Source organism: Lewinella sp. IMCC34183, from assembly GCF_003390915.1.
Classification (GTDB): Bacteria; Bacteroidota; Bacteroidia; order Chitinophagales; family Saprospiraceae; genus Neolewinella.
The window spans coordinates 80,579-102,739 of record NZ_QMEM01000003.1; the positions used below are offsets into that span (position 1 = coordinate 80,579).

Here is a 22,161-nt window from a genome sequence, read left to right on the forward strand (position 1 = left end):
TTTCCCGTCGCTACCGTACTAGAGTAGTCTGGTACTGACTTACCTTTCCCCCATGAAAGCCATCATCCCCGTTGCCGGGGCGGGCATGCGTCTGCGACCCCTAACCTACACCCAGCCCAAGCCGCTCATCCCGGTGGCCGGGAAGCCCATCATCAGTTTCATCGTCGATCAGCTGATCGCGCTGGGGGTATCGGACTTCGTCTTCATTATCGGCTACCTCGGGGAAAAGATCCGGGAGTACATCGAGCGGGTATACCCGCAGCTCAACACCGTGTTCGTCAATCAGGAGGAACGGATGGGCTCGGCCCACGCCATCTGGCTGGCGCGCGACCACTACGCGGACGCCGACGAGATCATCATCTTCTTCGGTGACGCCATCATCGACGCCGACCTCAGCGAATTCGTGGAATCGGAGGTGAGCTGCATCGGCGTAAAGACCGTGGAGGACCCGCGGCAGTTCGGCGTGGTGGAGGAGACCCTGGACGGCAAGATCCGCGGCCTCATCGAGAAGCCCACCATCCCGCGCTCCAACCTCGCCATGGTGGGGTGCTACAAGGTGCGGGAGGTACAAAAATTCATTGAGGCCTGCGCCTACAACCTGGAGAACAAGATCCGCAGCATCGGGGAGTACCCGCTGACCGACGCCCTGGCGCGCATGCTGGAGTGGGGCGTGGAGCTGCGCACCATCCGGGTCGACAACTGGTTCGACTGCGGCCGCCGCGAGGTGCTGCTACAGACCAACGCCATCTTCCTCGACCGGCCGGGGTTTGCCACCGACGATCCACCCCCGTACGACAACAGCATCATCATCCACCCGGTACACATCGGAAAGGACTGCGAGATCAGCAACTCCATCGTGGGCCCGCACGTTACCGTCGGCGCGAACTCCAAGCTGGAGAACGCGATCGTGGCCGACAGCATCATCGGCGATTACGCCCGCATCTACGATATCGTCCTCCGCAAATCGGTCGTCGGCAACGACGCGGCCATTGGCGGCATGCGCCACAGCCTGAACATCGGTGACAATACCGAAATCGATTTCGGCGGGTAGATTTGCTTAACTTGAACCCATGAGTCTGGCGCTCGCCATCCTTGCCTGTTTACTCCTCTCCGCCCTCTTCAGTGGCTCCGAGATCGCCTACGTCTCCGCCAACAAGCTGCGCGTAGAGCTGAAGAAGAAGCGCAACAATACGCGCAGCCGCATCCTCGCGCAGTGGTTCGACCGGCCGGCGCAGTTCCTCAGCACCATGCTGGTGGGCAACAACATCGCCCTCGTCGCCTTCACCTCCCTGGTGACCGTGCCCCTCACCTACGTCATGAGCACCTACCTCGGCATCGAAGCCGATATCGTGGTGCTTCTGCTCAACACGCTGGTGATCACGATTACCGTCCTCATCTTCGGAGAGTACGTACCCAAGACCGTCTTCCGCCTGTATTCCGACAACGCCCTCTACTTCTGGGCCCTCCCCCTGCGCGCACTGCAGGCCCTCCTGTACATCCCGAGCGTGGTCATGACCACTACCAGCGACTGGCTGCTGCGCCTCTTCTTCAAGCGGCCGAGCGAAGAACTGGACACGGTGCTGACCCGGCTCGACCTCGAGAACTTCGTCAACCGCAGCCAGACGAGCGAGGAGCAGGAATCGGCGATCGATACCAAACTGTTCGGCAACGCCCTGAACCTGGCCGACGTGCGCATCCGCGACTGTATGGTGCCCCGCACCGAGATGGAGAGCATCGACGTGAGCGCCAGCGTACTGGAGTTGGAGCAGAAGTTCATGGATACCCACCTCAGCCGGCTCATCGTCATCGACGGCGACGCCGATAACGTCCTCGGCTACGTACACCACCAGCAACTGCTGGAGTACCCCGATACCGTGCGGCAGTGCATCCTGGAGATCACCTTCGTGCCGGAGGTGGCCCGCGTGGCCGACCTGCTCGACCGCGCCGTGAAGGACCAGTTGAGCATTGCCTGCGTGGTCGACGAGTTCGGCGGCATCGCAGGCGTGGTGACCATGGAAGACCTGCTGGAAGAAATCTTTGGTGAGATCGAGGACGAGTACGACGAAGACGACTACGTCGAGGTCGACGAGGGCAACGGCTACTACCGCTTCAGCGGCCGGCTGGAGATCAGCACCCTGAACGATAAGTACGGGATCGGCCTGCCGGAGGGGGATTATCAGACGCTCTCCGGCTTTATCGTCACCACGGCCGAGCGCGTCCCCGAACAGGACGAAAGCCTGGAGCTGGAGGGCTTCAACTTCCGGATGCTGGAGGTGAGCAACACCCGCATCGAAGTGGTGCACCTGCACGTACTCCCCCCGAAGGAGGGAGAGTGAGCGAACCCGGCTTGCGCTGTACCGTTACCCGGATTTGACCCAGCCCCAAGCCCATGAACGAAATAATTGAAATCGTCAACGCCACGCCACCCATTATCCGCATGGCCGTACGCTTCGGCGTAGCGGCCCTAGTGGCCGCCCTGATCACCCTGATCCTCTACGCCGTGCTGCGGCGGGCCAGCCGGCGTACCGAGAGTTTCACCCTGGAAGCGATCGTAGCCAATACCCGCAACGCCTTCTACTGGTTTCTGACCTTCGCCCTGACGCTGATCCTGTGGAACCAGCTGGAGTCCACCGTCTTTCCGGACGAGACTACCTCTCCCTGGTACCTGCACTGGGGCATCCGTGCCTGCCGCACCGTCCTGTACATTGCCGGGGCCCTACTGCTGATCCGGATCGTCAACGTGGCCGCCGATACGGTCCGCCACCGCTACAGCATCGACACCACCAACAACCTGCAGGAGCGCAAGATCCTGACGCAACTCCAGTACATCCAGCGGATCGTGGGCATCGTCATCTTTATCGTTACGGTGGCCTTTATCCTGCTGCAGTTCGACGCGGTGCGCAGTATCGGCACCGGCCTGCTGACGTCGGCGGGCGTAGGCGGTATCATCATCGGCTTCGCGGCCCAGAAGTCGATCGCGAACCTCCTGGCCGGCTTCCAGATCGCCTTTACCCAACCGATCCGGATCGACGATGCCCTCATCGTGGACGGCGAGTTCGGGCGCGTGGAGGAGATCACCCTAACCTACGTGACGCTGAAGGTGTGGGACCAGCGACGCCTGATCGTGCCGCTTAACAACTTCATCGACAATACCTTTCAGAACTGGACGCGCAGCAGCACCCAGCTCATCGGCAGTGTATTCATGTACGTCGATTACACCTTCCCGGTACAGAAACTCCGCGACGAGGCCCAGCGCTTCGTGGAAACCCAGGAGCTGTGGGACAAGGAGGTATTCGGCGTGGCCGTCACCGATAACAACGCCGACGTGATAACCATCCGCATCATCGCCAGCGGGGCCGATTCCGGACAGGTATTCAACCTGCGGTGCGCCATCCGCGAGCACCTCATCGGCTGGATCCAGGAAACCTACCCCGAGCACCTGCCGAAGACGCGCCTGGAAATGAGCCCGTCGGACCCCTCCAGCGAGCCCAGCCCGTCAGCCGAGGAACTCCCCGCACAGGAAGGCAACCGGGACCGGTCCTAGCGGCTCATCCGGCCCCGCACGACGGTGTGATTACAGGAGTCGTCGGTGGCTACCGCACCGGTCGGTTCGATGCATTCACAGCCCCCGCCGGGCTCGAACGCGCAGGCCGATTCACCGATCGGAGTACAGCTCTCACCAAAGAGCTCGTCCCGTTCCCGCAGGTAAATACCGTTGCGGGTCACGAAGGCCGGAAAGCGCATGATGGCGCGCCGGTAGCTCCGTTCGCCGGACAGCACGTTGCCCCGCGCGAACAGAAAGTAGGTGCGTTTGTCGTCGGCAACCTCGCTGGTCAGCTCGACGTCCGCTACGTTGACGGCACCGAACTGGTCCTGGAAGAGAATCTTGGCACTATTCTGGTCGATCACCAGGGTCGGGCCGTCCGGACCGAGCTCCCCGATGCGGATGGCGGCGTCCGATACGGCGGGGCCGGTCCGGCAGGCCGCCAGGAAAAAAGTGAGGATTACCAAGGAGAGGGCGTGGGATAATTTCATGCGGGCTTAATTGGACGGCCACCTGGCCGTGTTGCTAAATATAGCTCCCGAAATCTTAGCAGGCCCTCCCCGTGCACGCCACGGAACGGATGGCGCCGGTCCCTGTCAGTTGAGGTCGCCCCGGATATAATCCAGCGCCAGGATACTCGCCGGCCGCGCCATGCCCCCGTGGTCGAAGCCCTGCATCTCGTAGAGCCAGGTCTGCGGGTGACCGGCCAGCTTCAGCATGCGCCAGAAGTAGGCGTTCTCCTCGTAGCGGCCGTAAAGCTCCCGCTCCCGGTCACCGGTGATGATGAGCACCGGCGGGGCGTCGGGCCGCAGAAAGCTGATAGGGGCGTATTCGTCCACGATGACGTCGTCCCAGTTCAGCCCCCGTTCCTGCCGTACCGTGAAGTGGGTGATCGTGTGCCCGCTGAAGGGGATGAGCGCGGCCAGGCTGTCGGGGTGTTGTCCGTACTCGGCCAGGTAGGTGGTGTCCAGCCCCACCATGCTCGTGAGGTAGCCGCCCGCCGAATGCCCGCTGACGTAGATCCGCGAGGGGTCGCCGCCGTACTCAGCGATGTGCTCCATTATCCAGGCCACGGCCGCCGCCGCGTCGCGGATGTAGGTCGGGTTCTGCACCCGTGGGTGCAGCCGGTAGTTGGCGGTCGCCACCGCGATACCCTGCTCGCGCCACGCTTCCGGGATGAACTTCCCACCCCCGCTCAGTCCGCCCCCGTGGAAGAAGACTACGGTGGCGAAGCTGTCGCTGTCGGTTGGGTAGTACAGGTCCAGCACGCAGCGCTCCTGGATGTAGGCGTCGGCGCTGTCGGGACGGTAGTTCAGGTCGGTCAGGGTTTCGTAGCCCCCTTGGGCGCGGACGCAGGTGCAGAGCAGGCCAAGAATACAGAGTAAAGTGGTTCGCATGTCGATAGTTTGGCGGAAGATAACGTACCCTTCTTTCGCCGCGTGAAAGCAAGCCGGGCCCGCGGGGGGTAGGGTCGCGGGAGCCGGCAACTGCTACCTGAACGAGAGTACGGTACCCTGCTCCCGGCAAACTACCGCAGTGCTTCTCCCGACAGGGTCCATGTCCGGAGTCACGCCTTGGGAAACATGGGCATACAACCCGACGAGCGGATTGCAGCCATCGGGGCCGGCCCCGGCTACTGGCGCCAGTGGCCGGATTGTATCCCGGAGCAGACGAAGCGCGAGTCAGCCTTTATTTCCTGACCTTGAATATGTACCCCCCGGCCCGGTCAAACGCCTCGGTTCGGTTACTTAGCAAGTTATTGATGGTGCACATTTCTTCCCTGGTTTCGCATAAGATGTCCACGTTATTGTTGGCTCCCCCGTTTACCTGAATGAAGTCTTCATAGATCGCCTTGGGGCAGCCGTCTTTGAGTACAACCCGGTCCCTCAGGTTTTCTCCCGACAGGATGATGTCCTCGTCGGTAAAGCCGTTGAACTGCATGAAATACACCCCTGGATTTCGGAACGAAAATGAAAGCGTGGAAACGTATGCGGTATCACCCTGTAACTCCGGATTAAAATAAACCGTGCCCGGAGTAAAGTCAGTTCTGACGTTGCTTGCGTGTTGGAGTACCCTGATGTTATCGTAGGTATTATCCATGCGGAATTCTTCTTCGGAAACAGAGTCTAGTCTGAAGAAATAGAGCTCATAGCCGACATCAAACAGCTCCACCGTTTCTACTTGGTTATTGGATCGGTTGGTCAGGTTGACTGGTGCGTTGAACGTTAGCGTTACCGTGTCCGTCGTTCGGTACAAGGTATCGGCCGGAGATATTTCTACGTATACCTCGAGGTCGTACCGTATAGCTTTACAGGCCGAGTCCTCACAGGAGGCCGATACAAATAAAAGCAGTGAGATCAGTTTACTGATAGTACTCATCAAGTGCGGGGGGGTGCTAATCGTGAAATGAGGTATATGGCGCTCGCGTTGAGAGATTCATTAGCCTACGGTCAACGGGTGACCCCGGCGTTCGTGCATGGCAGGTTGGTGAAATCAATACTGGTTGAAAAGCTCATTGACGTTTGTTTGGGACACCCCACTGGGTAAATTCGCTAAACAAAGGTTTCGCAAATCACTCGGCGAACGTACGGTGCTGTTTAAGTTTCGGGCAAAAAAAGCATTGGTGTACCCGCCTCTGACGTTATCGATCAAGGTACCTGAGTTGCCACCATTTTCGTCAATTACTAACTCCCTTGCGGAAAGTCCGTCCGCTAAATCGAAGTATACTCCGACCGGGACGTGACGATTACTTTCGTTTCGTACCCTCTCGTGCCGGTTAGCCCAGCTGGTTCCTATATTATGCGTGGTTGTCGTTAAAGTGCTGGGATAAGATTGCTTAATCATCGTCAGCGCTATATGCTCCGCCCAGCTCTCCGCTACTTGGATATGTCCGGCTAAGTTACTGCTCGGATTACCGTGTCCAAACGCCCCGACTTCCGCGGCAATCACACCACTATAAAAGGCAACCGAGCTACCGGCGTAGTGAGAGGCATGTCCCAATTCATGATAAGCCACACGTTTCATAGCATCTGACTCCTTGAATTCACCACCCGTATTGACGTCACCCATAAAGGTGTTGAGCAGTGGGCTGGAAGCGGGCCAGGTGGATGTTCGGGTAGCCAGAAGAAGGTAATACCCAAGATCGTCGTTGATCGAGAAACCAGCTACGTTTGGGGCCCAAAATCCTACCCCCTGGTTGACTGCCGTTATAAAATTGGTTGACCCCATTTGGCGTAACATAGTCGCGAAACCATTTCTCCGCTTGAGACCGACCATGATATTCAGTCGGCTAGGCGGTCGCACAAACCCTTCCCGCTGAGCAAAATCGTGAAACTCGTGCAGGGCATTATTCACGGTAGCCGCGGCCCATCCATAGTGGGTAATGGTACCGGCATTGTTTCCGTCCCAACGGCCAAAGCGAGTAAGAATATTGTGAAAGGTTGGACCTCGCATTATGCCCAGAAAAGTAGAGGCCGTTCTGGCCTTTTGCCATAAACGCCAGGTATCGGCTCCCGCTACACGAAGTTTACCCCGGTTGGATACCTTATCCTTAAAGCGTATCCAAAACCACCCCTTGCCGGAGAACTCCCGGTCGATACGCCAGCACCCCAGGTCATCCGTATTGACGCGCCGCAGGGTGAACCAACTGTCCTTGGCAATCACCTCGACCCGACGCAGCGGCAAAAAGTCCCGAAACTGGGTGTCCTCCACCTTTACGGTGCCCCCCGGTTTGCGCTGGTTACGAAAAATCTGGCAGCCACACTCGTTGGGTATCAGGGTAGAGGTCCCCCCACCACCACCGCCGCCGTCACCGCAGTCCGGGGGAAGGATAACGGTATTGGGATCGTAATCACATTCGTTGCTAAAGTCAAGATTTTCCATGGTAGGATTCTCTCCATAGGCTTCCCTGAATTCCGCCTCGTTACCCGTAAGTTCAAATGCTTTCTGAATCACGAGCGGATCGGACTCCACGAGGTTGAGATTGGAAATCACCGTGTAGGGAACGTCGGGAAGGGTAACTCCGACGGCCACCGTGGTATACAAGTCTGGATAATCAGTGGTACCCGTCACGGCTTCGTAATAGTCACCATACTCAAACAGCTCCCGCGTCATGGGAAAATCCAGTAAAAAGAGATCCGACTCCTCCAGAATGGCGAGGTGCTCTACCGTACGGGGGGTGAACTTTATATATCTATCGGAGGTCGGAGCCGGGGCCGGGGCGGAAGTCGCTTTTGTTACAGCAGGTGGCTTGCCACCATAGACGGCTATCCTGGCCTGCTCCATCACTTCCACGGTAAATGGATTCTTACGTTCCGGACCTAATTTATGGGGCGTCGCCCCGAGCGTGCTTATCGGTCCATCCATTAAATTATTTATATCAAAGTAGACCGTATTGATTTCACTACTTTCCACGTCGATGTCGCCCAGGAAGATTTCATCTTTACACGTTGAGAAGAGTATGGCCATGAGAAGGACAGTCCCGTAGCGGGAAGGATGCATGTTCATATCAAATATTTTGGTAGGAGAAACGACTTGCGGTCGAAGCGCTTTGGTAAATCAAAATACAGTTATCGCCATCAAAGTCGATCTACTTTAACTAAAATCCTTACGTTAATTCCACTGCTTATTAAGCGCCCCTACATCATCTGGCAGTGCCGTTGGTTTGGAGGGTTTGGCACTTTTCAAGGGTTGTGCATTCCCTTTCTCAGAAGTCAAGCGACTACCCCTGACCGGTTTGCCAAATCCGTCACGGCTGACTTCGCAACATCAGGAATGCCTCAAGATTAATCTCTCCTCACCTAAGATCCAGCAAGCCTCCCGCTTACTCCTTCCCCAGCCCGCAACGGTTGGAAACACCATCACCACTTCCGCTGCGGCACAACGAAAACGAACTATACTTTACCGCATCGACCGTAGTCTAGTTTTCCCGATAAACCGGTTAGCCGGCGTAGGTCGATCGTCTATTCCGCAGGCGAAACAGGGAACGAATCGCTGCTGGCGGGCCGGCAGGTAAGGTGGTAAAGGACATAATAGTCCCTCCGGGCGCGGACGCGGGTGCCGAGCAGGCCGGAAACACAGGGCAGGATGGGCTGCACGTCCGTGTCGTTGGAGGACGGCTGTATACTTCCCGGCGGCGGAAGTTAGGGCAGTGCGCTGGGGGTAGATGGATTACCACGTGTTCTCCCGGCCTGCTTCGATAGGTCTCGCGGCAGCAAGGCGATCCGCTTCGTCGCAGCATTCTATAGATTCACACGGGGCTATCGTGCGTAGGCGTTGCTCGGGTTGCGTCAGACCTGCGGTCCGGCCGCCCTACTTGTTTGGGTGACGCTGCCGAAGGCCGTGCCCTGGCTTCCGTTGTGAACGCCTCCGCGTTCTCCGTGGTGAAACGTAGCTCTCCAGCAATGACACAACAATGGACGAATCCACGCAACCAAGCATCCGCCCCGGGGTTAGCTTACAAATAATACCCCCGGAAAAGATGAGCAAGCGCGCGGCAATAGTATGGTTCAGACGGGACCTTCGCCTGCACGACAACGAGGCGCTGAACGACGCGATGAAGCAGGGCGACGAGATCCTGCCCGTCTACATCTTCGACCCCCGCGAGTGGCGCGGTACCCTGCCGCTTACCGGCCTGTCGAAGATCGGTCCCCACCGGGCCAGGTTCATCCTGGAAAGTGTCGCCGACCTCCGCCGGAACTTGCGGGAACGGGGCGCTGACCTGATCGTCCGCACCGGCCACCCCGAGGACATACTGCCCGAGCTCTCCCGCCAGTGCCAGGCCAGCTGGGTCTTCTGCAACCGCGAACGCACCAAGGAGGAACTGGAGGTACAGAACGCCGTGGAGCAGTCGCTCTGGGCCATCGGCCGCGAAGTGTACTACTCCCGCGGCAAGCTGCTCTACTACACCTCCGACCTGCCCTTCCCCATCACCCAGACCCCGGACACCTTTACGCAGTTCCGCAAGGAAACCGAGCGGCTCACGCCCGTGCGCGACCCCCTGCCTACCCCCTCGCGTATCCCCCCGCCCGCGGGTACCGGCATCGAGCCCAGCGACTTGCCCACCCTCGCCGACTTCGGCATGGTAGCCCCTGAGCCGGAGGAGCGTTCGGCCATCGACTGGCACGGCGGTGAAACGGCCGGACTCGACCGGCTGGTCTATTACCTGTTCGACAGCCAGGCGGTTTCTACCTACAAGGAAACCCGTAACGGGCTCATCGGCAGCGACTACAGCACCAAGTTCTCCGCCTGGCTTGCCCAGGGTTGCCTCAGCCCCAAGCAGATATACGCCGAAGTCAAGGCCTACGAAGCCAAGAACGGGGCCAACGAAAGCACCTACTGGGTCATTTTCGAACTGCTCTGGCGCGACTTCTTCCGCCTGATGGGCAAGAAGCACGGCGACCTGATCTTCCGCAAGCGCGGCTTCCGCGACACAGAGGAGCTACCCGATTGGTCAAAGGACAGCGGCCTGCTCCAGCGCTGGATAGAGGGACAAACCGGTACGCCCTTCGTCGATGCCAGCATGCGCGAGATCGCCCGCACGGGCTTCATGAGCAACCGCAGCCGCCAGAACGTGGCGAGCTACCTGGTCAAGGACCTGAAGGTCGACTGGCGCATGGGCGCCGAGTACTTCGAGCATATGCTCGTGGACTACGACGTCACCAGCAACTGGTGCAACTGGCAATACGTAGCCGGCGTAGGCACCGACCCCCGCGAAGACCGCTACTTCAATATCCTGAGCCAGGCCGAACGCTACGACCCCAAGGGCGAATACGTGCGGCTGTGGTGCCCCGTGCTGTCTGAAGCCCCGGATGAATACGTCCACCACCCGGAAGAGATGAGCGATGCCGAACAGTCAGCCTGCGGCCTGCGCATCGGCGCCAACTACCCCAATCCGCTCGTCCGCAGCAGCCAGTACCGCAACAAGCCCTCGAGCACCCCGACCGGCGGACGGCGCGGGCGCGGGCGGCGCAGCCGGAAGACAGCCTAGTCCATCGCCCCGGCACCGGCCGACGTGATCCGGGTACGCGCCTCACGGGCGGCCTGCCCCTTCAGTCTGTCGACCTTGACGACACCGGAGGGTCTGACCGAAAGCTGATACAGTGCCGGCTGGTCAGTGATCCCCGCCCGAAAATCTTTACCATCCGACTTCCGCGGGCCTCCGGGTATGGTAAAGCTCAGGCTCTCTTCCGGATCGACCAGCAGGACCTCACCGGGGTGGAGAAATTGTCGTTCGCCGTTCCTGTGTACGATGATTGATTGTCCGCCCTCTGGCTCCGCAGAAACGAGCGTGGCTGGTTCTGACTTCCGCACCGCGACGGCAACCTCGTAGGGAATCAGCCCCCCCGTACGGAGATCGACTTCAAATAGCGTGTGGGCCTGCGCTGGTCGACTCACGGCGGAAGCTAATGCGCCACCCAGCAGACCGCCGACCGCACTGCCGATCACCACCTGCTTGGTGATTCGCTCCGGGTCGACTAGTCCCCCCTTCACAAATACGAGTGTCCGACCTTCCCGATCTTTCTTCAGTTCATGAAATTTGTTAGCCAGCTGCAGGTAACTGCGGCCGTCTACGTGGTATCCCCACACGGCCTTACGGTTGCGGACCCGCTGGTCTGCGCCGGCCTCGAGTGATACCTCCGAAAACGTCAGCCCCACCCGGTTTGCTTGCCAACGGGGAGGCCCGGCAATCAGGTGAACAGAGGTGTCCACCCGCCCTATGCGGTAATCGGCGTACGTGTGGTAAGCCCCGTCCGGTAGGCGGGAAGGGTCGGTTTCCCGGACGAAGCCCGCTGGGTTGGTTGGCAACTTTCCTTCGGAGAGCAGGGTATCGAAGCGGTCGAGTAATCGACCGATCGCTTCGGACAGGGCGCGGGAGTGACCGCCGGTAACGTCCATCCCTCCCTGGATCTCGGCCTCTTGGAGGGGCCCGAGCAGGAGGGGTTCTTCATCGCGCGTGAGTTCCAGACTGACCAGTAATTGTAGCCTGCGCCGCTCGGAAGTCATGGTTATTTCCTCGTCGATCCGCAAATCATGTACGATGAGCCGGGCGCGGGGCATCGCAGGATCCGCAACACCAAGCAGCAGGGCCTTTTTGAGTGTGTTGGTTAGTCCTCCCCGAAAGTGTAGCTCGCGGTGGGTGTTGACCAAGCCGGTGTATACGTTACCGTACCCCCCCGTACCGGCCCCGGTAGCGTCCACCGCTTCAACGGCAATGAAGGATCGGTCGTGTTGGAGGATCGGATGGTCATCGAGGTCCAGCAGCAAGTGCCTGGTTTTCTGACCGTAAAGCAGTAGCGGAAAGAGCGCTATGCTGAGTAGAGGTAAAAGCTTCATCGGGTGGGTGTACATTCTCAAGATTAATTTGAGAACGCCGTCCCTGCGGTCAGCTTGCCCCTTAACTCCGATCGCATCCACCCATTCCCGGCTCATTCGTCCCAGTACCCACTCTTGGACGGATGGGTTCCGCCGCCCTTCGTGCGGGGTGAGCGGCCCAAGCTTACCGCGCGGCCCGTAGCGTACCGCTCGCCGCGCTGCGGGCGGCCGCCTGGGCGCTTTCGTTGCTTCCGCGGATCAGCGCGATCTTTCCCCGGTCGGTGACCGAGCAGCTGTAAACTGCGGGTTGGCCCGGGGTCCCCCATATTTTTTTGGCCAGCGGCTTGCTGGCCCCGTCGGCGGATAATTCGAGTAGCCCGCCGTCGGTTACGGCAACGTAGTGTCCGGGGGGAATGACGAACTGCCGGTCACCCAGCCGGACCTGCAGAATCTGATGGTCGAACGTCGAGTTATTGAGGAGGTAGATGCTGTCGGAGACGGGGCCGGAGACGGTTCCCGCGCCCAGTATCGGCTCCAGCGCCCCGCTGTTGCCGTTGAGCTGGAAATACTCGGCGCTGCCGTAAACGTCACGGGGATGCATAAGAACCGCCCCCAACAGACCGAAGGCACTTACCACGGCGGCATTGCGGACGCCCTGTTTGGTCATTTCTTCGGGGTCCAGGATGCCGCCCGGGACGGCCACGAACACCTGTCCGTCCCCGTCCCGCTGCAGGGAGTAGAAGTTGCGCTGCAGAAACAGGTAATCGGTTCCCGCGTGGTGGTAGCCCCAGAGGGCGCGCACGTCGCGGCGCGAGATGGTATCGGGGCGGTCAAATTCGGCGGTGTAGAAGCTAAGATTTTCCTCCTGCCGGGTTGGTATCCGTTCGGTCAGGATCAGGTTGAAAGTGGTGTCGACCCGCCCGGCGCGGTAATCGGCTACGGAGTAGTAGGCGCCATCGGGGAGCGGGCCGTTGGCGGCAGTGGCTTCGGTTGCCGTATTGCCGTTCCGCAGGTCGGCGTCCAGTTGGTGAAGTACGTCGACAAGGGCCGCTGCCAGGGCCGTAGCGTGGCCCCCGGTGACATCGAGCCCCCCGTCAAACTGGGCAACTTGCCGGGGACCGTACCGCAGGACGTTGCCTTCGGCATCCGGCTGCTCCAGGATGGCCTCCAGTTGGAGGCGCCGGCGTTCGCTGGCGTTGAGGATCTCCTCGTCGATACGCAGAAAACGGAGGACCAGGGTAGCGGGGGGAAGGCTACGGTCCACGGTGTTACGGAGCAGCAGGGCGGTAAGGTTCTGCTCCGGACCGAAAAGGAATTCCAGGTCCCGCCCCTTGTTAAGTAGTCCGGTGTACACCCGGCCGTAGTAGCCGTCCGTGACGCCGGTTTCGTCCACTACGTTATCGACGCGGAAGCTTAGGCCCGAGAGGTCGACAAGCTGGTCCGAAAGGTCCAATTCGTACGTTTGGGCAAAGCCGGAGATCGCCAACAGGAGGCAAAGGAGCAGGGGGAAGGGATTGCGCATAAGTAAAGTTATGGCGCCTTAGCAGGTGCACAAGGGGGGCGGCGAAAAGGGATAACATATTGATTTAACTAAAATACCGGCCGTTGGCGCGCCGCGCCGTTGGTCACCGGATAATCCCCGCCGGGGAAGCACAAGAAGCGGGCTGCGTTCGGCGTTCCCGGCTTTTATCGTAATTTCGCCGCCCGGCCCACAAGCCACTTACTGTATGGCCAAAGCAAAGAAAAAGAGCGGACAACTGGGTCTCCGGATGGGACTCAGAGACGAGCGCATCCCGAAATTATTCGGGCTGTTGTTGCTCTTTGTTGCCGTTTACCTCACGGTCGCCTTCGTATCCTACCTCTTCACCTGGAAGATCGACCAGGACCGCGTCCTGCGCTTCAGCTGGAAACTGCTGAGCGAGGATGCCGCCTCGGTAGACAACTGGCTGGGCCGCCTCGGGGCTTTCCTGTCCAATTTCTTCATCTATTTCTGCTTCGGCCTGCCGAGCTTCATCCTGGTGTACTTCCTCGGGCGCCTCGGGCTGAACCGCCTGCGCCGGGCCCCGCTGAAGCCGATGGCGAACCTTTTCGTCAAGCTGATGCTCTTCACCATTGGCCTGGCCGTACTGCTGAGCTTCGCCTTCGGCGGACTGACCGACTTCCCCCTCGGCGGCGGCGTGGGCGACTACCTGGTCTCCCACCTCTCCGGCGTACTGGGCGGCTTCGGGGTCATCCTGCTGCTGCTGTTGCTGTTCGGCCTGTACCTCATCTTCGAGGCGCGCATCGACTTCAACGGCTCGCCCGGGCAGATCCGCAACGACGTGGTGGATCACTTCTCGGAGATGATCCGCTTCCGGGGCAAGCCCCGCCCGGCCGCCGGCCGGCCCGCGCCCCCCGCACCCGCGGCCGCGCCCGCCATCCGCGACCGCCCCGCTACCCCACCCTCGCTGGCGCCCGGCCAGCACGGCGACTTCGAAATCGAGAGTCCCCGGACCTTATCCGAGCAGGGGATGGAGCAGCTGCGCGGCAACCAGATGGAGATGCCCCTGGAAGAAGTGGGCGACGTGACCCTGGAAGCCCACGACCCCCTGGCGGTCGGCGGCGACAACCTGATCATGGCCGACGGCGACGGCGGTATCGACACCAGCCTGGCCGTCACGGAGGAGAACCAGGACCACACCGAGCCCTACGACCCCACCCTCGACCTGCCGAGCTACGAAAAGCCCCACCTGCAGCTGCTGGTGGAGGGCGACACCGGCAAGCACGAGGTCGACCGCGCCGAACTGGAGGCCAACAAGGACCAGATCATCGAGACGCTCCTCAACTACAAGATCGAGATCACCAAAATCCGCGCCACGATCGGGCCCACGGTGACGCTCTACGAGATCGTGCCCGCCCCCGGCGTACGCATCTCCAAGATCAAGAACCTGGAGGACGACATCGCCCTCTCCCTGGCCGCCCTCGGCATCCGGATCATCGCGCCGATCCCCGGCCGCGGCACCATCGGTATCGAGGTACCCAACAAGAATCCGCAGATGGTGAGTATGCGGGAGGTGCTGGAGAGCGAGAAGTTCCAGACCGCCAAGATGGACATCCCCCTGGCCCTGGGCAAGACCATCAAGAACGAGGTGCTCATCGCCGACCTGGCCAAGATGCCCCACCTGTTGGTGGCGGGCGCTACCGGACAGGGTAAATCGGTGGGTATCAACTCGATCATCATGTCGATCCTCTACAAGAAGCACCCCAGCCAGGTGAAGCTCGTGATGATCGACCCGAAGAAAGTCGAGCTCTTCCCCTACGCCAAGCTGGAGAGCCACTTCCTGGCCTTCCTGCCGGGACAGACGGAGCCGATCACCACGGAGACCACCAAGGTGATCCACATCCTCAACTCGCTCTGTATCGAGATGGACCAGCGCTACGACCTGCTGAAGAAAGCTGCGGCGCGCAACATCAAGGAGTACAACGAGAAGTTCGTGGCGCGGCGGCTCAACCCCGAGAAGGGCCACAAGTTCCTGCCCTTCATCGTGCTGGTGATCGACGAATTTGCCGACCTCATCATGACGGCCGGCAAGGAAGTAGAGATGCCGATCGCGCGCCTCGCGCAGTTGTCGCGGGCCGTGGGCATCCACTTGGTCATCGCTACCCAGCGCCCGTCGGTCAACATCATTACCGGCGTCATCAAGGCCAACTTCCCCGCGCGGATCGCCTACAAGGTGACGGCGAAGGTCGACTCTCGTACCATCCTCGACTCCGGCGGTGCCGACCAGCTGATCGGTCGCGGCGACATGCTCCTGAGCAACGGGGGCGACGTGGTCCGCCTGCAGGGTGCCTTCGTCGACACGCCCGAAGTGGAGGAGGTCATCAACTTCATCGGCAACCAGCGCGGCTACGTGGAGCCCTACCTCCTGCCCGAATACAATACCGACGAGGAAATGGCCGGCTCCGGCGCCCTCAGCTACGCCGACCTGGACGACATGTTCGAGGACGCCGCCCGCCTCATCATCTCCCAGCAGCACGGCTCCACCAGTATGGTACAGCGCCGCCTCAAACTCGGCTACAACCGCGCCGGCCGCATCATGGACCAGATGGAACAGCTCGGCATCGTGGGCCCTTCCCAGGGGAGCAAGCCCCGTGAAGTGCTTGTGTACGATGAGATGGAACTCACCCGCTTCATCGACGACCTGCGGAACCGCGGGTAGCGGTTTCGTTGGATCGTTCTAAAGTCGCCCCGCCAAACCGATTTCGAGCAGGTCTACCCGACCGAGCAGGGTCGCTCCGCTTGATTCGCCGTACCGCTTGCCCAGGGTACCGAGGGTGTAGGTTTCGCGCACGAAGAGCTGGAGGTACGGCGTAAGCTGGTAGCCCTGCTGCAACTGCACGTAGGCCTGGTAGCTGCGCAACGCACTTTCGCCCCCGTAGCCCCTGTCGGCCTGCCCGAGGCGCACGACGTCCCCGTCCCGCACGATGAACCTGTCCGTCCCCGGAGGAATGCGCTCGCCCTCGCGGCTTTGCTCGTACCATTCCAGGCGCGGCAGTTCCCGGCTCAGACGCAGGACGCCAAACCCCAGTCCCGCACGGTAGTTCGGAGTGAGCCAGCCCCTCAGGGCTTCACCTTCGAGGGACAGACCGACCGACACCGCCCGGTAACCGGGGACGTGGGCGCGGACACTAACCAGGGTGGAGGGATCGCCGGCAGTGGTGGGCGGCACTACCTTGTTAAAGGTTTGCACATTCACGAAGCCGCCCACCTGGTGGTATTTCCCCTCCAGGCGCACGGAGCTTACCCAGGGGATCCCGGTGCGGTACACCAGATTCAGGCCCAGGCCGGTAGATTGCCCCGTGTCGTCCGCACCTTCCACCTCAGGCTGGTGAATGGCGGCGCCGTAGCGCATTTCTACCTCCACGCCCAGCTGGGCCGTAGCCGGCGCGGGAACGACAAGGAGGGCCCACCACAGGGCAGAGGAGAGTAAGTACTTCGTCATGACGTTGGCGTTCAGCGGGGTTTGTAAATCATGCCCACGGTGAACCCGCGCTGCCAGACGGCAGCGGTCGGGTCGCCGTGAGTGAAGCGTGATTCGTCCGGCAGGGAGTAGTTGTGCTCCTCCGGCCGGTAGTCAGCGCTGTAGGTGACTTCTCGCACCACGAACCGGGCCGGGCTGACGCCGCGGCTGCCGGCCGTAAACCCACCCCTGACCCCGACGTAGGCCCCGGCGCGCAGCGCGAGACGCCGGTCCACCCAGAAGGTATAGGCCAGGTGGGCGCGTCCCCCCGTTTGCCAGACGGCCGTGTACTGCAGGGTCGCGGAATAGGGAAGGCCGAGCGGCGGCCGTACGAACTGGCTATCGGGCCGCACGTACACGGGCTCCACGTCGCCGAGGGAAACGACGTCGTGCAGCCGCAGCACGCCGAAGGTGCCGACGGCCCCCAGGCTGAGGTCGCCCCGTCCGATCCGCAGGTTGCCCTGGAGGCCGAGGCCGGCGTAGTAGCGGCGGTACTGCCGCTCGACCGGTGCGACCCGGCGGAAGATTAGGTCCACTTCCGGAAGCTGGCCACCTGCCGGCGCGATCGGCAGGTCGCCGAAGGATACCCGCCCCCGTTCCACTTCCGTGCCCAGCGTAGCCAGCATACTGAACGTTCGGCCCAGGCGTGCCTCCAGGTCCAGCGATACCCCGGGAGCCGGGTCGTCCCGGACAAACTCGGGCTTCGCGCCCGCCGGCCCGTAGCCGTTGGGGTGCCACACGTGAAAGCCGTAGCTCAGTTGCACCCGGGGCAGGGTATCCGGCGACTGGGCCGCGCTACTGCCCGCCAGCCCCAGCACACAGCAACACAGTTGAAAAAATCGGGGGTAAGGCATCACTGTCGAGTTCTGGTGGGTGGATAATAGCCGTTGGCCCCGGACTTGGCTTCGGCGGGTAGCGTCGCCCGCAGCCGGTCAAGCGGGGCGCGCAGGAGGGTGTCGGCGGCCGCACTGCCGATCCGGCCAAGAGCCGGAAGGCCGAGCGTCGGCACGACAATCGGCACGGGCCGCAGCGGTACCGGTGCCGGTGGCCCGGAAGTTTCGCGAACCGGCACCGTGCCCGGGATACGCTGCCGTTCGGCCAACGGCCAAAAGTGCAAGGCGGGTAAGGCGGCGGCCGGCGGCGGCGGCGCAGGTGCGGGGACTTCGGAGGAAACCGAAGCGACGGGAAAGGCCGAAAGCGTAACTGTGGGGGCTGGCCGGGCGGTCCACAACAGCCACCCCGCCACCAGGACCAGCAGGAGCGCGCGCGCTTTCCACCAGCTTCCACCGGAAGGCTGCGGGGGCAGCAATTTCTGCATCGCGTTCCAGTCGGCATCTCCGGCCGGCGGGGCGTAGTCGGCCATCCGCTCCCGCCAGCGGTCTTCGTAGGCGTAGTTCATAGTTCGTTCTCTTTGCCCGGGTGCACCGCCCGGTAGTAGCCCTGTAGCAGTTCCCGCGACTTCATCAGGCGCCAGCGGCTGGCGGTTTCGGCGATCTCGAGCTCGGCGGCGACCTCCGCGTGGGTGTATCCGTCGAATACGACCAGGCTGAACACGATCCGCAGGTGGTCGGGCAGCCGCTCCAGGAGTCGCAGAATATCCTCCGCGGCCAGCTTCTCCAGGGCCCCGTTGGGCACGCTGGCCGGCCAAACGAAGGACCTGTCCAGGAATCGCCGCTGCGCCCGGGATTCGTCGCGGATGTAAGTGAGGACCGTATTGCGGGTCACGGTGGTCAGCCAGCCCTCGAGTTTCCCCTCGTCGGTATAGTCGTCGAGCGACTGGAAAATGCGCAGCATGGCGCGGTTAAGCACCTCGACCGAGCGATCGCGGTTGCCCAGGTACCGCAGGCAGACCGGCAGCAGCAGGGGAAAGTACCGCCGGTAGAAGGCTTCCTGCCCCCTCGCTTCCCCCCGCCGGCAGGCGGCGATCAAGGCGTGGATATCGGGGGCGGCGGGGGGCAAGGTGGGTTCTATTGGTTCGTCACTGGGTAAAACTCCGACTGTGGCGGGTACGTGAGTGGATCCGTGCTAAAAATAGGTTCCGCCACGTAGGGTAGTCGCCCCTGCACCGCCTCACACCGCTGGTGCGGCCCCTGTTTGCCCGCCTGCTACGGGCTACGCGCAACCCAGGAAGCGCCGCTCCCCTAGTGCGCGCCAAGTTTATTGCCCGCCGGAGCAACTATTTCTGTTAAGGCGCAATGTTTGCGTTCGCACACGTTTTATACACAGCTAGTTCTTTCATACGTCTGAACCCGCATTTACGGGCAGGCAGCTTTTTATAAGACACATGACACAAACGATTACCCCCGCACTGGCGGGAGGGAGAATTGCCACTACCTGGCTGGTAGGGTGGTTATTCTTCTCCCTGCTTCCCCTCTCCTATCCGCTTTCCGCACAGACCTGCGATCCGAACGCCCCGACGTACTACCGTCAAAACGGATCCGGTAGCGCCGCCCTCGTCAGCCTGGAGGCAGAACTCTACACCGCGCGCAAGGCATCGCGAAAATCCGGCCACGCCGCCAACGTTACCTGGACGACCTACGCGGACCCCGCCGCCAGCAACGCCGCTTACATCAACATTCCCACGACTAACCAGGACGCCATGGATCCCGACGACCTCGGGGCCGATGTCTCCTACGACATCGCGTTCACCCAGACCGGTACCTACCATATGTGGATCCGGATCATCGCGCCCGACAACGACGCCCGGTCCTTCCATCTGCTGCTCGACGGTGCCGTGGTAATGGACGACCTGGAAACCAGCGATGGCTTCACCACCTGGCGGTGGGAGAAGATCGCCGCGACCGTACCGATCGGATCCGCGGGCACGCACCGCCTCACCATACGCCACCGCGAGGATGGCTTCCGCATGGACAAGATCGTCCTCTCCACCTTCTCCAACTACAATCCGACCGGTTATGGGCCGGACGCGACGGCAGTACGCACCTACGCACCTATCGCAGCGGTTGCGGACCCGATCACCTACCACGTCGACCACCATACCGGTCACGGATTTGCCGTCGTGGAAGCCGAGCACCCCTCGTCCAAGGTATACGGCATCGGCAACCTGGCCTGCCTCAACTGGACCGAAGCCATCCGCGCCGACGCCAGCAACGACAGCACTACCCAGGTGAACAGCACCGGTCGTATCGCTACCCCGGCAACCATCTGGGGCAGCCCGCGGATCGAGTACGCCATCGCTACCGACCGGACCGAAGACCTTTACCTGCACCTGCGTCACCGCGGAACCACCGGCAACAGCTCGGTACAGGTGAGCGTGAACGGCGGTACCCGCAAGTACTTCGACCTGGCCAACACTACCGACTACGTCTGGGAATCGATCGCCCTGGGAACCGTCAGCCCCCGCACCGACGGCACCTTCCTGCTCAGCCTGCTCATGCACGAGGACGGTACGCCGGTAGACAAGATCCTGGTCACCACCGACCCCGACTACACACCTACCGATAAGGGCCCCCTGGAAACCATCCTCAACAACGATGAACTGGTATACTTCCAGGAAGACAGCCCCGGCTTCCCGGTGGAGCTGCCGCTGGAAGCCCCCTCCCAGCGCCTGGGCGGTTTCTATGTATTCAGCGGCATGGGCTGGTCCAACGTGGAAGACGCCGGTGCCGAGGGCGGACAGTTTGCTACCGTCAACGATCCGCTGACCGGCTGGGTCGAGGCTACCGGTGCCCTCACCTCCCTGGCTCCCTCGCTGGAGTACGAGATCGAGTTCATCGAGAGCGGCCCCCACTACATCTACACCCAGCATAACGCGACCAGTGACCTGCGCAATTCCTACGCCTACTACCTCGATGGCACGAAGCTCGGAACGCACGAGGTGCCCGTCGAGGAGCCCGGCACCTGGAACTTTGCCCGTAATGCCCCGATGATCAATATCCCCTCCGCCGGGCGACACACCTTCGCGATGAACATGCAGGAAAGCGGCGGCCGCTTCGACCACGTGGTCATCAGCCAGCAGCCGTCGGGCAGTGCCCTCCAGCTCCCGGTGGAGCTGATCACCTTCACCGGCGATGCCCGTCCCGGGTACAACGAACTGACCTGGACGACCGCCCGCGAAGAGAATACCTACCTGCACGTACTGGAGCGCAGCCCCGATGGAGTGCACGACTGGACCACCGTCGGTAACGTACCCGCGGCCGGCGACAGCGACGATCTGCGGCAGTACGCTTCCCGTGATGCCCGTGTCGTACCCATGGCCTACTACCGCCTGAAGACCGTCGACTTGGACGGTTCCGAATCCCTCAGCGGGGTAATCTCGCTCAGTCGGCAAGCGGAATCCGTGCACCTGTCGGTGTACCCCAACCCGGCCACGGAACTTGCCGTGTTGCAGTTCGAGCACCCGGGTAACGCGGACGTACGCCTCGAGATCGTCAGCCTGTCCGGCAGAATCGTAGCCACCCAAAGCTATCCGACCACGGCGGGCGAGAACCGCGTCGAGCTGCCCCTGGAGCAGTTGAGCAGCGGCACCTACCTCGTCACGGCGGTCATAGCCGGCCAGCGTCATACCCGTCAGCTCGTGGTAAACTAAGTATGACCGGGTTCGGGGCGGCCCCGCCCGGATTCCAGTCCCCCAAATTTTACGCTATGCACCAACTTGTACGCTACCCCTATGCCATCCCGCAAGCGATCCTGTCGCTGCTGCTACTGATCGGAACGCCCGCGCCGCTGGCGGCACAATCCCCCCCGGACTCGCTCACCCTCACCGCCACGGTACTGGATTCCACCAACCTATTGAGTTGGACCGCGGCGGGCGATACGCTCACCGACCACTACCGCCTGGAATGGAGTACCTCCGAAGCGGCCGCCTGGTCTCCGCTGTCTCAAGCCCCGGCGGGCAGCGACCCCCGGGAAGAAATTACGTACCGCGTCCGCGATCGCCGGCCGGCCCCTCACGCGTGCTACCGGCTGATCCGGGTTGCCCGCGGGGGCGCCGAATACCCGGTGGCCAGCACCACGGTCATCCGCCGCGAATCCGCATCCCCCCTGACCGCGACCTACGCCCCGGAAGCCGGGGCCGTACGGGTGACCTTTCGGGTAGACACGGGCGGGACGGTACGGCTGCACGTCTACGGCTCCGACCAGGAGGTGCGGGTCAGCCGCACGGTACTGGCCCGGCGCGGCACCTCGCAGGCGACGCTTACGCTGCCCGAGCCCGTCGCCGGTGCCTACACGGTCGTGCTCGAGTTGCCGGACGGCACCCTGCACCGTGCCCCGTTGGCAATACACGCGCGCTAGGGCCCGGAGGCACGGGCCGGAACGGGAGACTATCTTGTCGGTACTAAA

The 22,161-nt window shown here is 61.7% G+C and carries 17 protein-coding genes; 7 read left to right on the forward strand and 10 right to left on the reverse strand.

Annotated features, from left to right (window positions below):
* Positions 1–52: 52 nt before the first annotated feature.
* Genes DQG19_RS07880 through DQG19_RS07890 form a run of 3 tightly spaced genes read left to right on the forward strand, consistent with a single transcriptional unit; the run spans position 53 to position 3,544 of the window.
* Entirely contained in the window at positions 53–1,051 is a 999-nt protein-coding gene (locus tag DQG19_RS07880) for a sugar nucleotidyltransferase (RefSeq protein ID WP_116125713.1), read from the forward strand.
* A gap of 19 nt (positions 1,052–1,070) precedes the next feature.
* Positions 1,071–2,336: a hemolysin family protein gene (locus tag DQG19_RS07885; RefSeq protein ID WP_116125714.1), complete on the forward strand. Its 1,266-nt coding sequence runs from the start codon at positions 1,071–1,073 to the stop codon at positions 2,334–2,336.
* 53 nt (positions 2,337–2,389) lie between these two features.
* Positions 2,390–3,544: a mechanosensitive ion channel family protein gene (locus tag DQG19_RS07890; RefSeq protein ID WP_116125715.1), complete on the forward strand. Its 1,155-nt coding sequence runs from the start codon at positions 2,390–2,392 to the stop codon at positions 3,542–3,544.
* On the opposite strand, the gene DQG19_RS07895 is transcribed toward DQG19_RS07890, so the two are convergent.
* From DQG19_RS07895 to DQG19_RS07910, 4 genes are all read right to left on the reverse strand, one after another.
* Positions 3,541–4,035, reverse strand: coding sequence for a hypothetical protein (locus tag DQG19_RS07895; RefSeq protein ID WP_116125716.1), 495 nt, complete (start codon positions 4,033–4,035; stop codon positions 3,541–3,543). The two genes, DQG19_RS07890 and DQG19_RS07895, sit on opposite strands and share 4 nt — an antisense overlap.
* Positions 4,036–4,140: 105 nt before the next feature.
* Entirely contained in the window at positions 4,141–4,941 is an 801-nt protein-coding gene (locus DQG19_RS07900; RefSeq protein ID WP_116125717.1) for an alpha/beta hydrolase, read from the reverse strand.
* A gap of 292 nt (positions 4,942–5,233) precedes the next feature.
* Complete coding sequence (locus DQG19_RS07905; RefSeq protein ID WP_116125718.1) at positions 5,234–5,923, reverse strand: hypothetical protein; 690 nt, start codon at positions 5,921–5,923, stop codon at positions 5,234–5,236.
* Positions 5,924–6,037: 114 nt separating this feature from the next.
* Positions 6,038–8,011, reverse strand: a complete 1,974-nt coding sequence (locus DQG19_RS07910) for a hypothetical protein (RefSeq protein ID WP_198661685.1) — start codon at positions 8,009–8,011, stop codon at positions 6,038–6,040.
* 1,012 nt (positions 8,012–9,023) lie between these two features.
* Between DQG19_RS07910 and DQG19_RS07915 the strand changes: the two genes are divergently transcribed.
* Positions 9,024–10,532: a DASH family cryptochrome gene (locus DQG19_RS07915; RefSeq protein ID WP_116125720.1), complete on the forward strand. Its 1,509-nt coding sequence runs from the start codon at positions 9,024–9,026 to the stop codon at positions 10,530–10,532.
* Here DQG19_RS07915 and DQG19_RS07920 read toward each other — a convergent pair.
* On the reverse strand, positions 10,529–11,878 hold the full coding sequence (locus DQG19_RS07920; protein ID WP_157974389.1) for a hypothetical protein: 1,350 nt from the start codon (positions 11,876–11,878) through the stop codon (positions 10,529–10,531). The genes DQG19_RS07915 and DQG19_RS07920 overlap by 4 nt on opposite strands.
* 163 nt (positions 11,879–12,041) lie before the next feature.
* Entirely contained in the window at positions 12,042–13,379 is a 1,338-nt protein-coding gene (locus DQG19_RS07925; protein WP_116125722.1) for a hypothetical protein, read from the reverse strand.
* 205 nt (positions 13,380–13,584) lie between these two features.
* Between DQG19_RS07925 and DQG19_RS07930 the strand changes: the two genes are divergently transcribed.
* Positions 13,585–16,056: an FtsK/SpoIIIE family DNA translocase gene (locus DQG19_RS07930; protein ID WP_116125723.1), complete on the forward strand. Its 2,472-nt coding sequence runs from the start codon at positions 13,585–13,587 to the stop codon at positions 16,054–16,056.
* An 18-nt stretch (positions 16,057–16,074) separates the two neighbouring features.
* Here the strand turns inward: DQG19_RS07930 and DQG19_RS07935 are convergent, their stop codons facing one another.
* The 4 genes from DQG19_RS07935 to DQG19_RS07950 are packed head-to-tail and all read right to left on the reverse strand — an operon-like array spanning position 16,075 to position 18,816.
* On the reverse strand, positions 16,075–16,839 hold the full coding sequence (locus tag DQG19_RS07935; protein ID WP_116125724.1) for a hypothetical protein: 765 nt from the start codon (positions 16,837–16,839) through the stop codon (positions 16,075–16,077).
* 11 nt (positions 16,840–16,850) lie between these two features.
* Positions 16,851–17,711, reverse strand: a complete 861-nt coding sequence (locus DQG19_RS07940; protein WP_157974390.1) for a hypothetical protein — start codon at positions 17,709–17,711, stop codon at positions 16,851–16,853.
* A complete protein-coding gene (locus tag DQG19_RS07945) occupies positions 17,711–18,256 on the reverse strand; it encodes a hypothetical protein (protein ID WP_116125726.1) in 546 nt (181 codons plus the stop codon). Before DQG19_RS07945 ends, DQG19_RS07940 begins: the two co-directional genes overlap by 1 nt.
* Complete coding sequence (locus tag DQG19_RS07950) at positions 18,253–18,816, reverse strand: RNA polymerase sigma factor (RefSeq protein ID WP_157974391.1); 564 nt, start codon at positions 18,814–18,816, stop codon at positions 18,253–18,255. The genes DQG19_RS07945 and DQG19_RS07950 overlap by 4 nt, the downstream gene beginning before the upstream one ends.
* Positions 18,817–19,141: 325 nt before the next feature.
* Between DQG19_RS07950 and DQG19_RS07955 the strand changes: the two genes are divergently transcribed.
* Positions 19,142–21,406 (forward strand): T9SS type A sorting domain-containing protein, encoded by a 2,265-nt coding sequence (locus DQG19_RS07955; protein ID WP_116125728.1) that lies wholly within the window; start codon positions 19,142–19,144, stop codon positions 21,404–21,406.
* Positions 21,407–21,462: 56 nt separating this feature from the next.
* A complete protein-coding gene (locus DQG19_RS07960) occupies positions 21,463–22,113 on the forward strand; it encodes a hypothetical protein (RefSeq protein WP_157974392.1) in 651 nt (216 codons plus the stop codon).
* The last annotated feature ends 48 nt before the right edge of the window (positions 22,114–22,161 follow it).

Excerpts from the sequence above, each read along its gene's own strand:
- DQG19_RS07880 (WP_116125713.1), top strand. The coding sequence starts at position 53 with ATGAAAGCCATCATCCCCGTTGCCGGGGCGGGCATGCGTCTGCGACCC.
- DQG19_RS07885 (WP_116125714.1), top strand. The coding sequence starts at position 1,071 with ATGAGTCTGGCGCTCGCCATCCTTGCCTGTTTACTCCTCTCCGCCCTC.
- DQG19_RS07890 (WP_116125715.1), top strand. The coding sequence starts at position 2,390 with ATGAACGAAATAATTGAAATCGTCAACGCCACGCCACCCATTATCCGC.
- DQG19_RS07895 (WP_116125716.1), bottom strand. The coding sequence starts at position 4,035 with ATGAAATTATCCCACGCCCTCTCCTTGGTAATCCTCACTTTTTTCCTG.
- DQG19_RS07900 (WP_116125717.1), bottom strand. The coding sequence starts at position 4,941 with ATGCGAACCACTTTACTCTGTATTCTTGGCCTGCTCTGCACCTGCGTC.
- DQG19_RS07905 (WP_116125718.1), bottom strand. The coding sequence starts at position 5,923 with ATGAGTACTATCAGTAAACTGATCTCACTGCTTTTATTTGTATCGGCC.
- DQG19_RS07910 (WP_198661685.1), bottom strand. The coding sequence starts at position 8,011 with ATGGCCATACTCTTCTCAACGTGTAAAGATGAAATCTTCCTGGGCGAC.
- DQG19_RS07915 (WP_116125720.1), top strand. The coding sequence starts at position 9,024 with ATGAGCAAGCGCGCGGCAATAGTATGGTTCAGACGGGACCTTCGCCTG.
- DQG19_RS07920 (WP_157974389.1), bottom strand. The coding sequence starts at position 11,878 with ATGAAGCTTTTACCTCTACTCAGCATAGCGCTCTTTCCGCTACTGCTT.
- DQG19_RS07925 (WP_116125722.1), bottom strand. The coding sequence starts at position 13,379 with ATGCGCAATCCCTTCCCCCTGCTCCTTTGCCTCCTGTTGGCGATCTCC.
- DQG19_RS07930 (WP_116125723.1), top strand. The coding sequence starts at position 13,585 with ATGGCCAAAGCAAAGAAAAAGAGCGGACAACTGGGTCTCCGGATGGGA.
- DQG19_RS07935 (WP_116125724.1), bottom strand. The coding sequence starts at position 16,839 with ATGACGAAGTACTTACTCTCCTCTGCCCTGTGGTGGGCCCTCCTTGTC.
- DQG19_RS07940 (WP_157974390.1), bottom strand. The coding sequence starts at position 17,711 with ATGCCTTACCCCCGATTTTTTCAACTGTGTTGCTGTGTGCTGGGGCTG.
- DQG19_RS07945 (WP_116125726.1), bottom strand. The coding sequence starts at position 18,256 with ATGAACTACGCCTACGAAGACCGCTGGCGGGAGCGGATGGCCGACTAC.
- DQG19_RS07955 (WP_116125728.1), top strand. The coding sequence starts at position 19,142 with ATGACACAAACGATTACCCCCGCACTGGCGGGAGGGAGAATTGCCACT.
- DQG19_RS07960 (WP_157974392.1), top strand. The coding sequence starts at position 21,463 with ATGCACCAACTTGTACGCTACCCCTATGCCATCCCGCAAGCGATCCTG.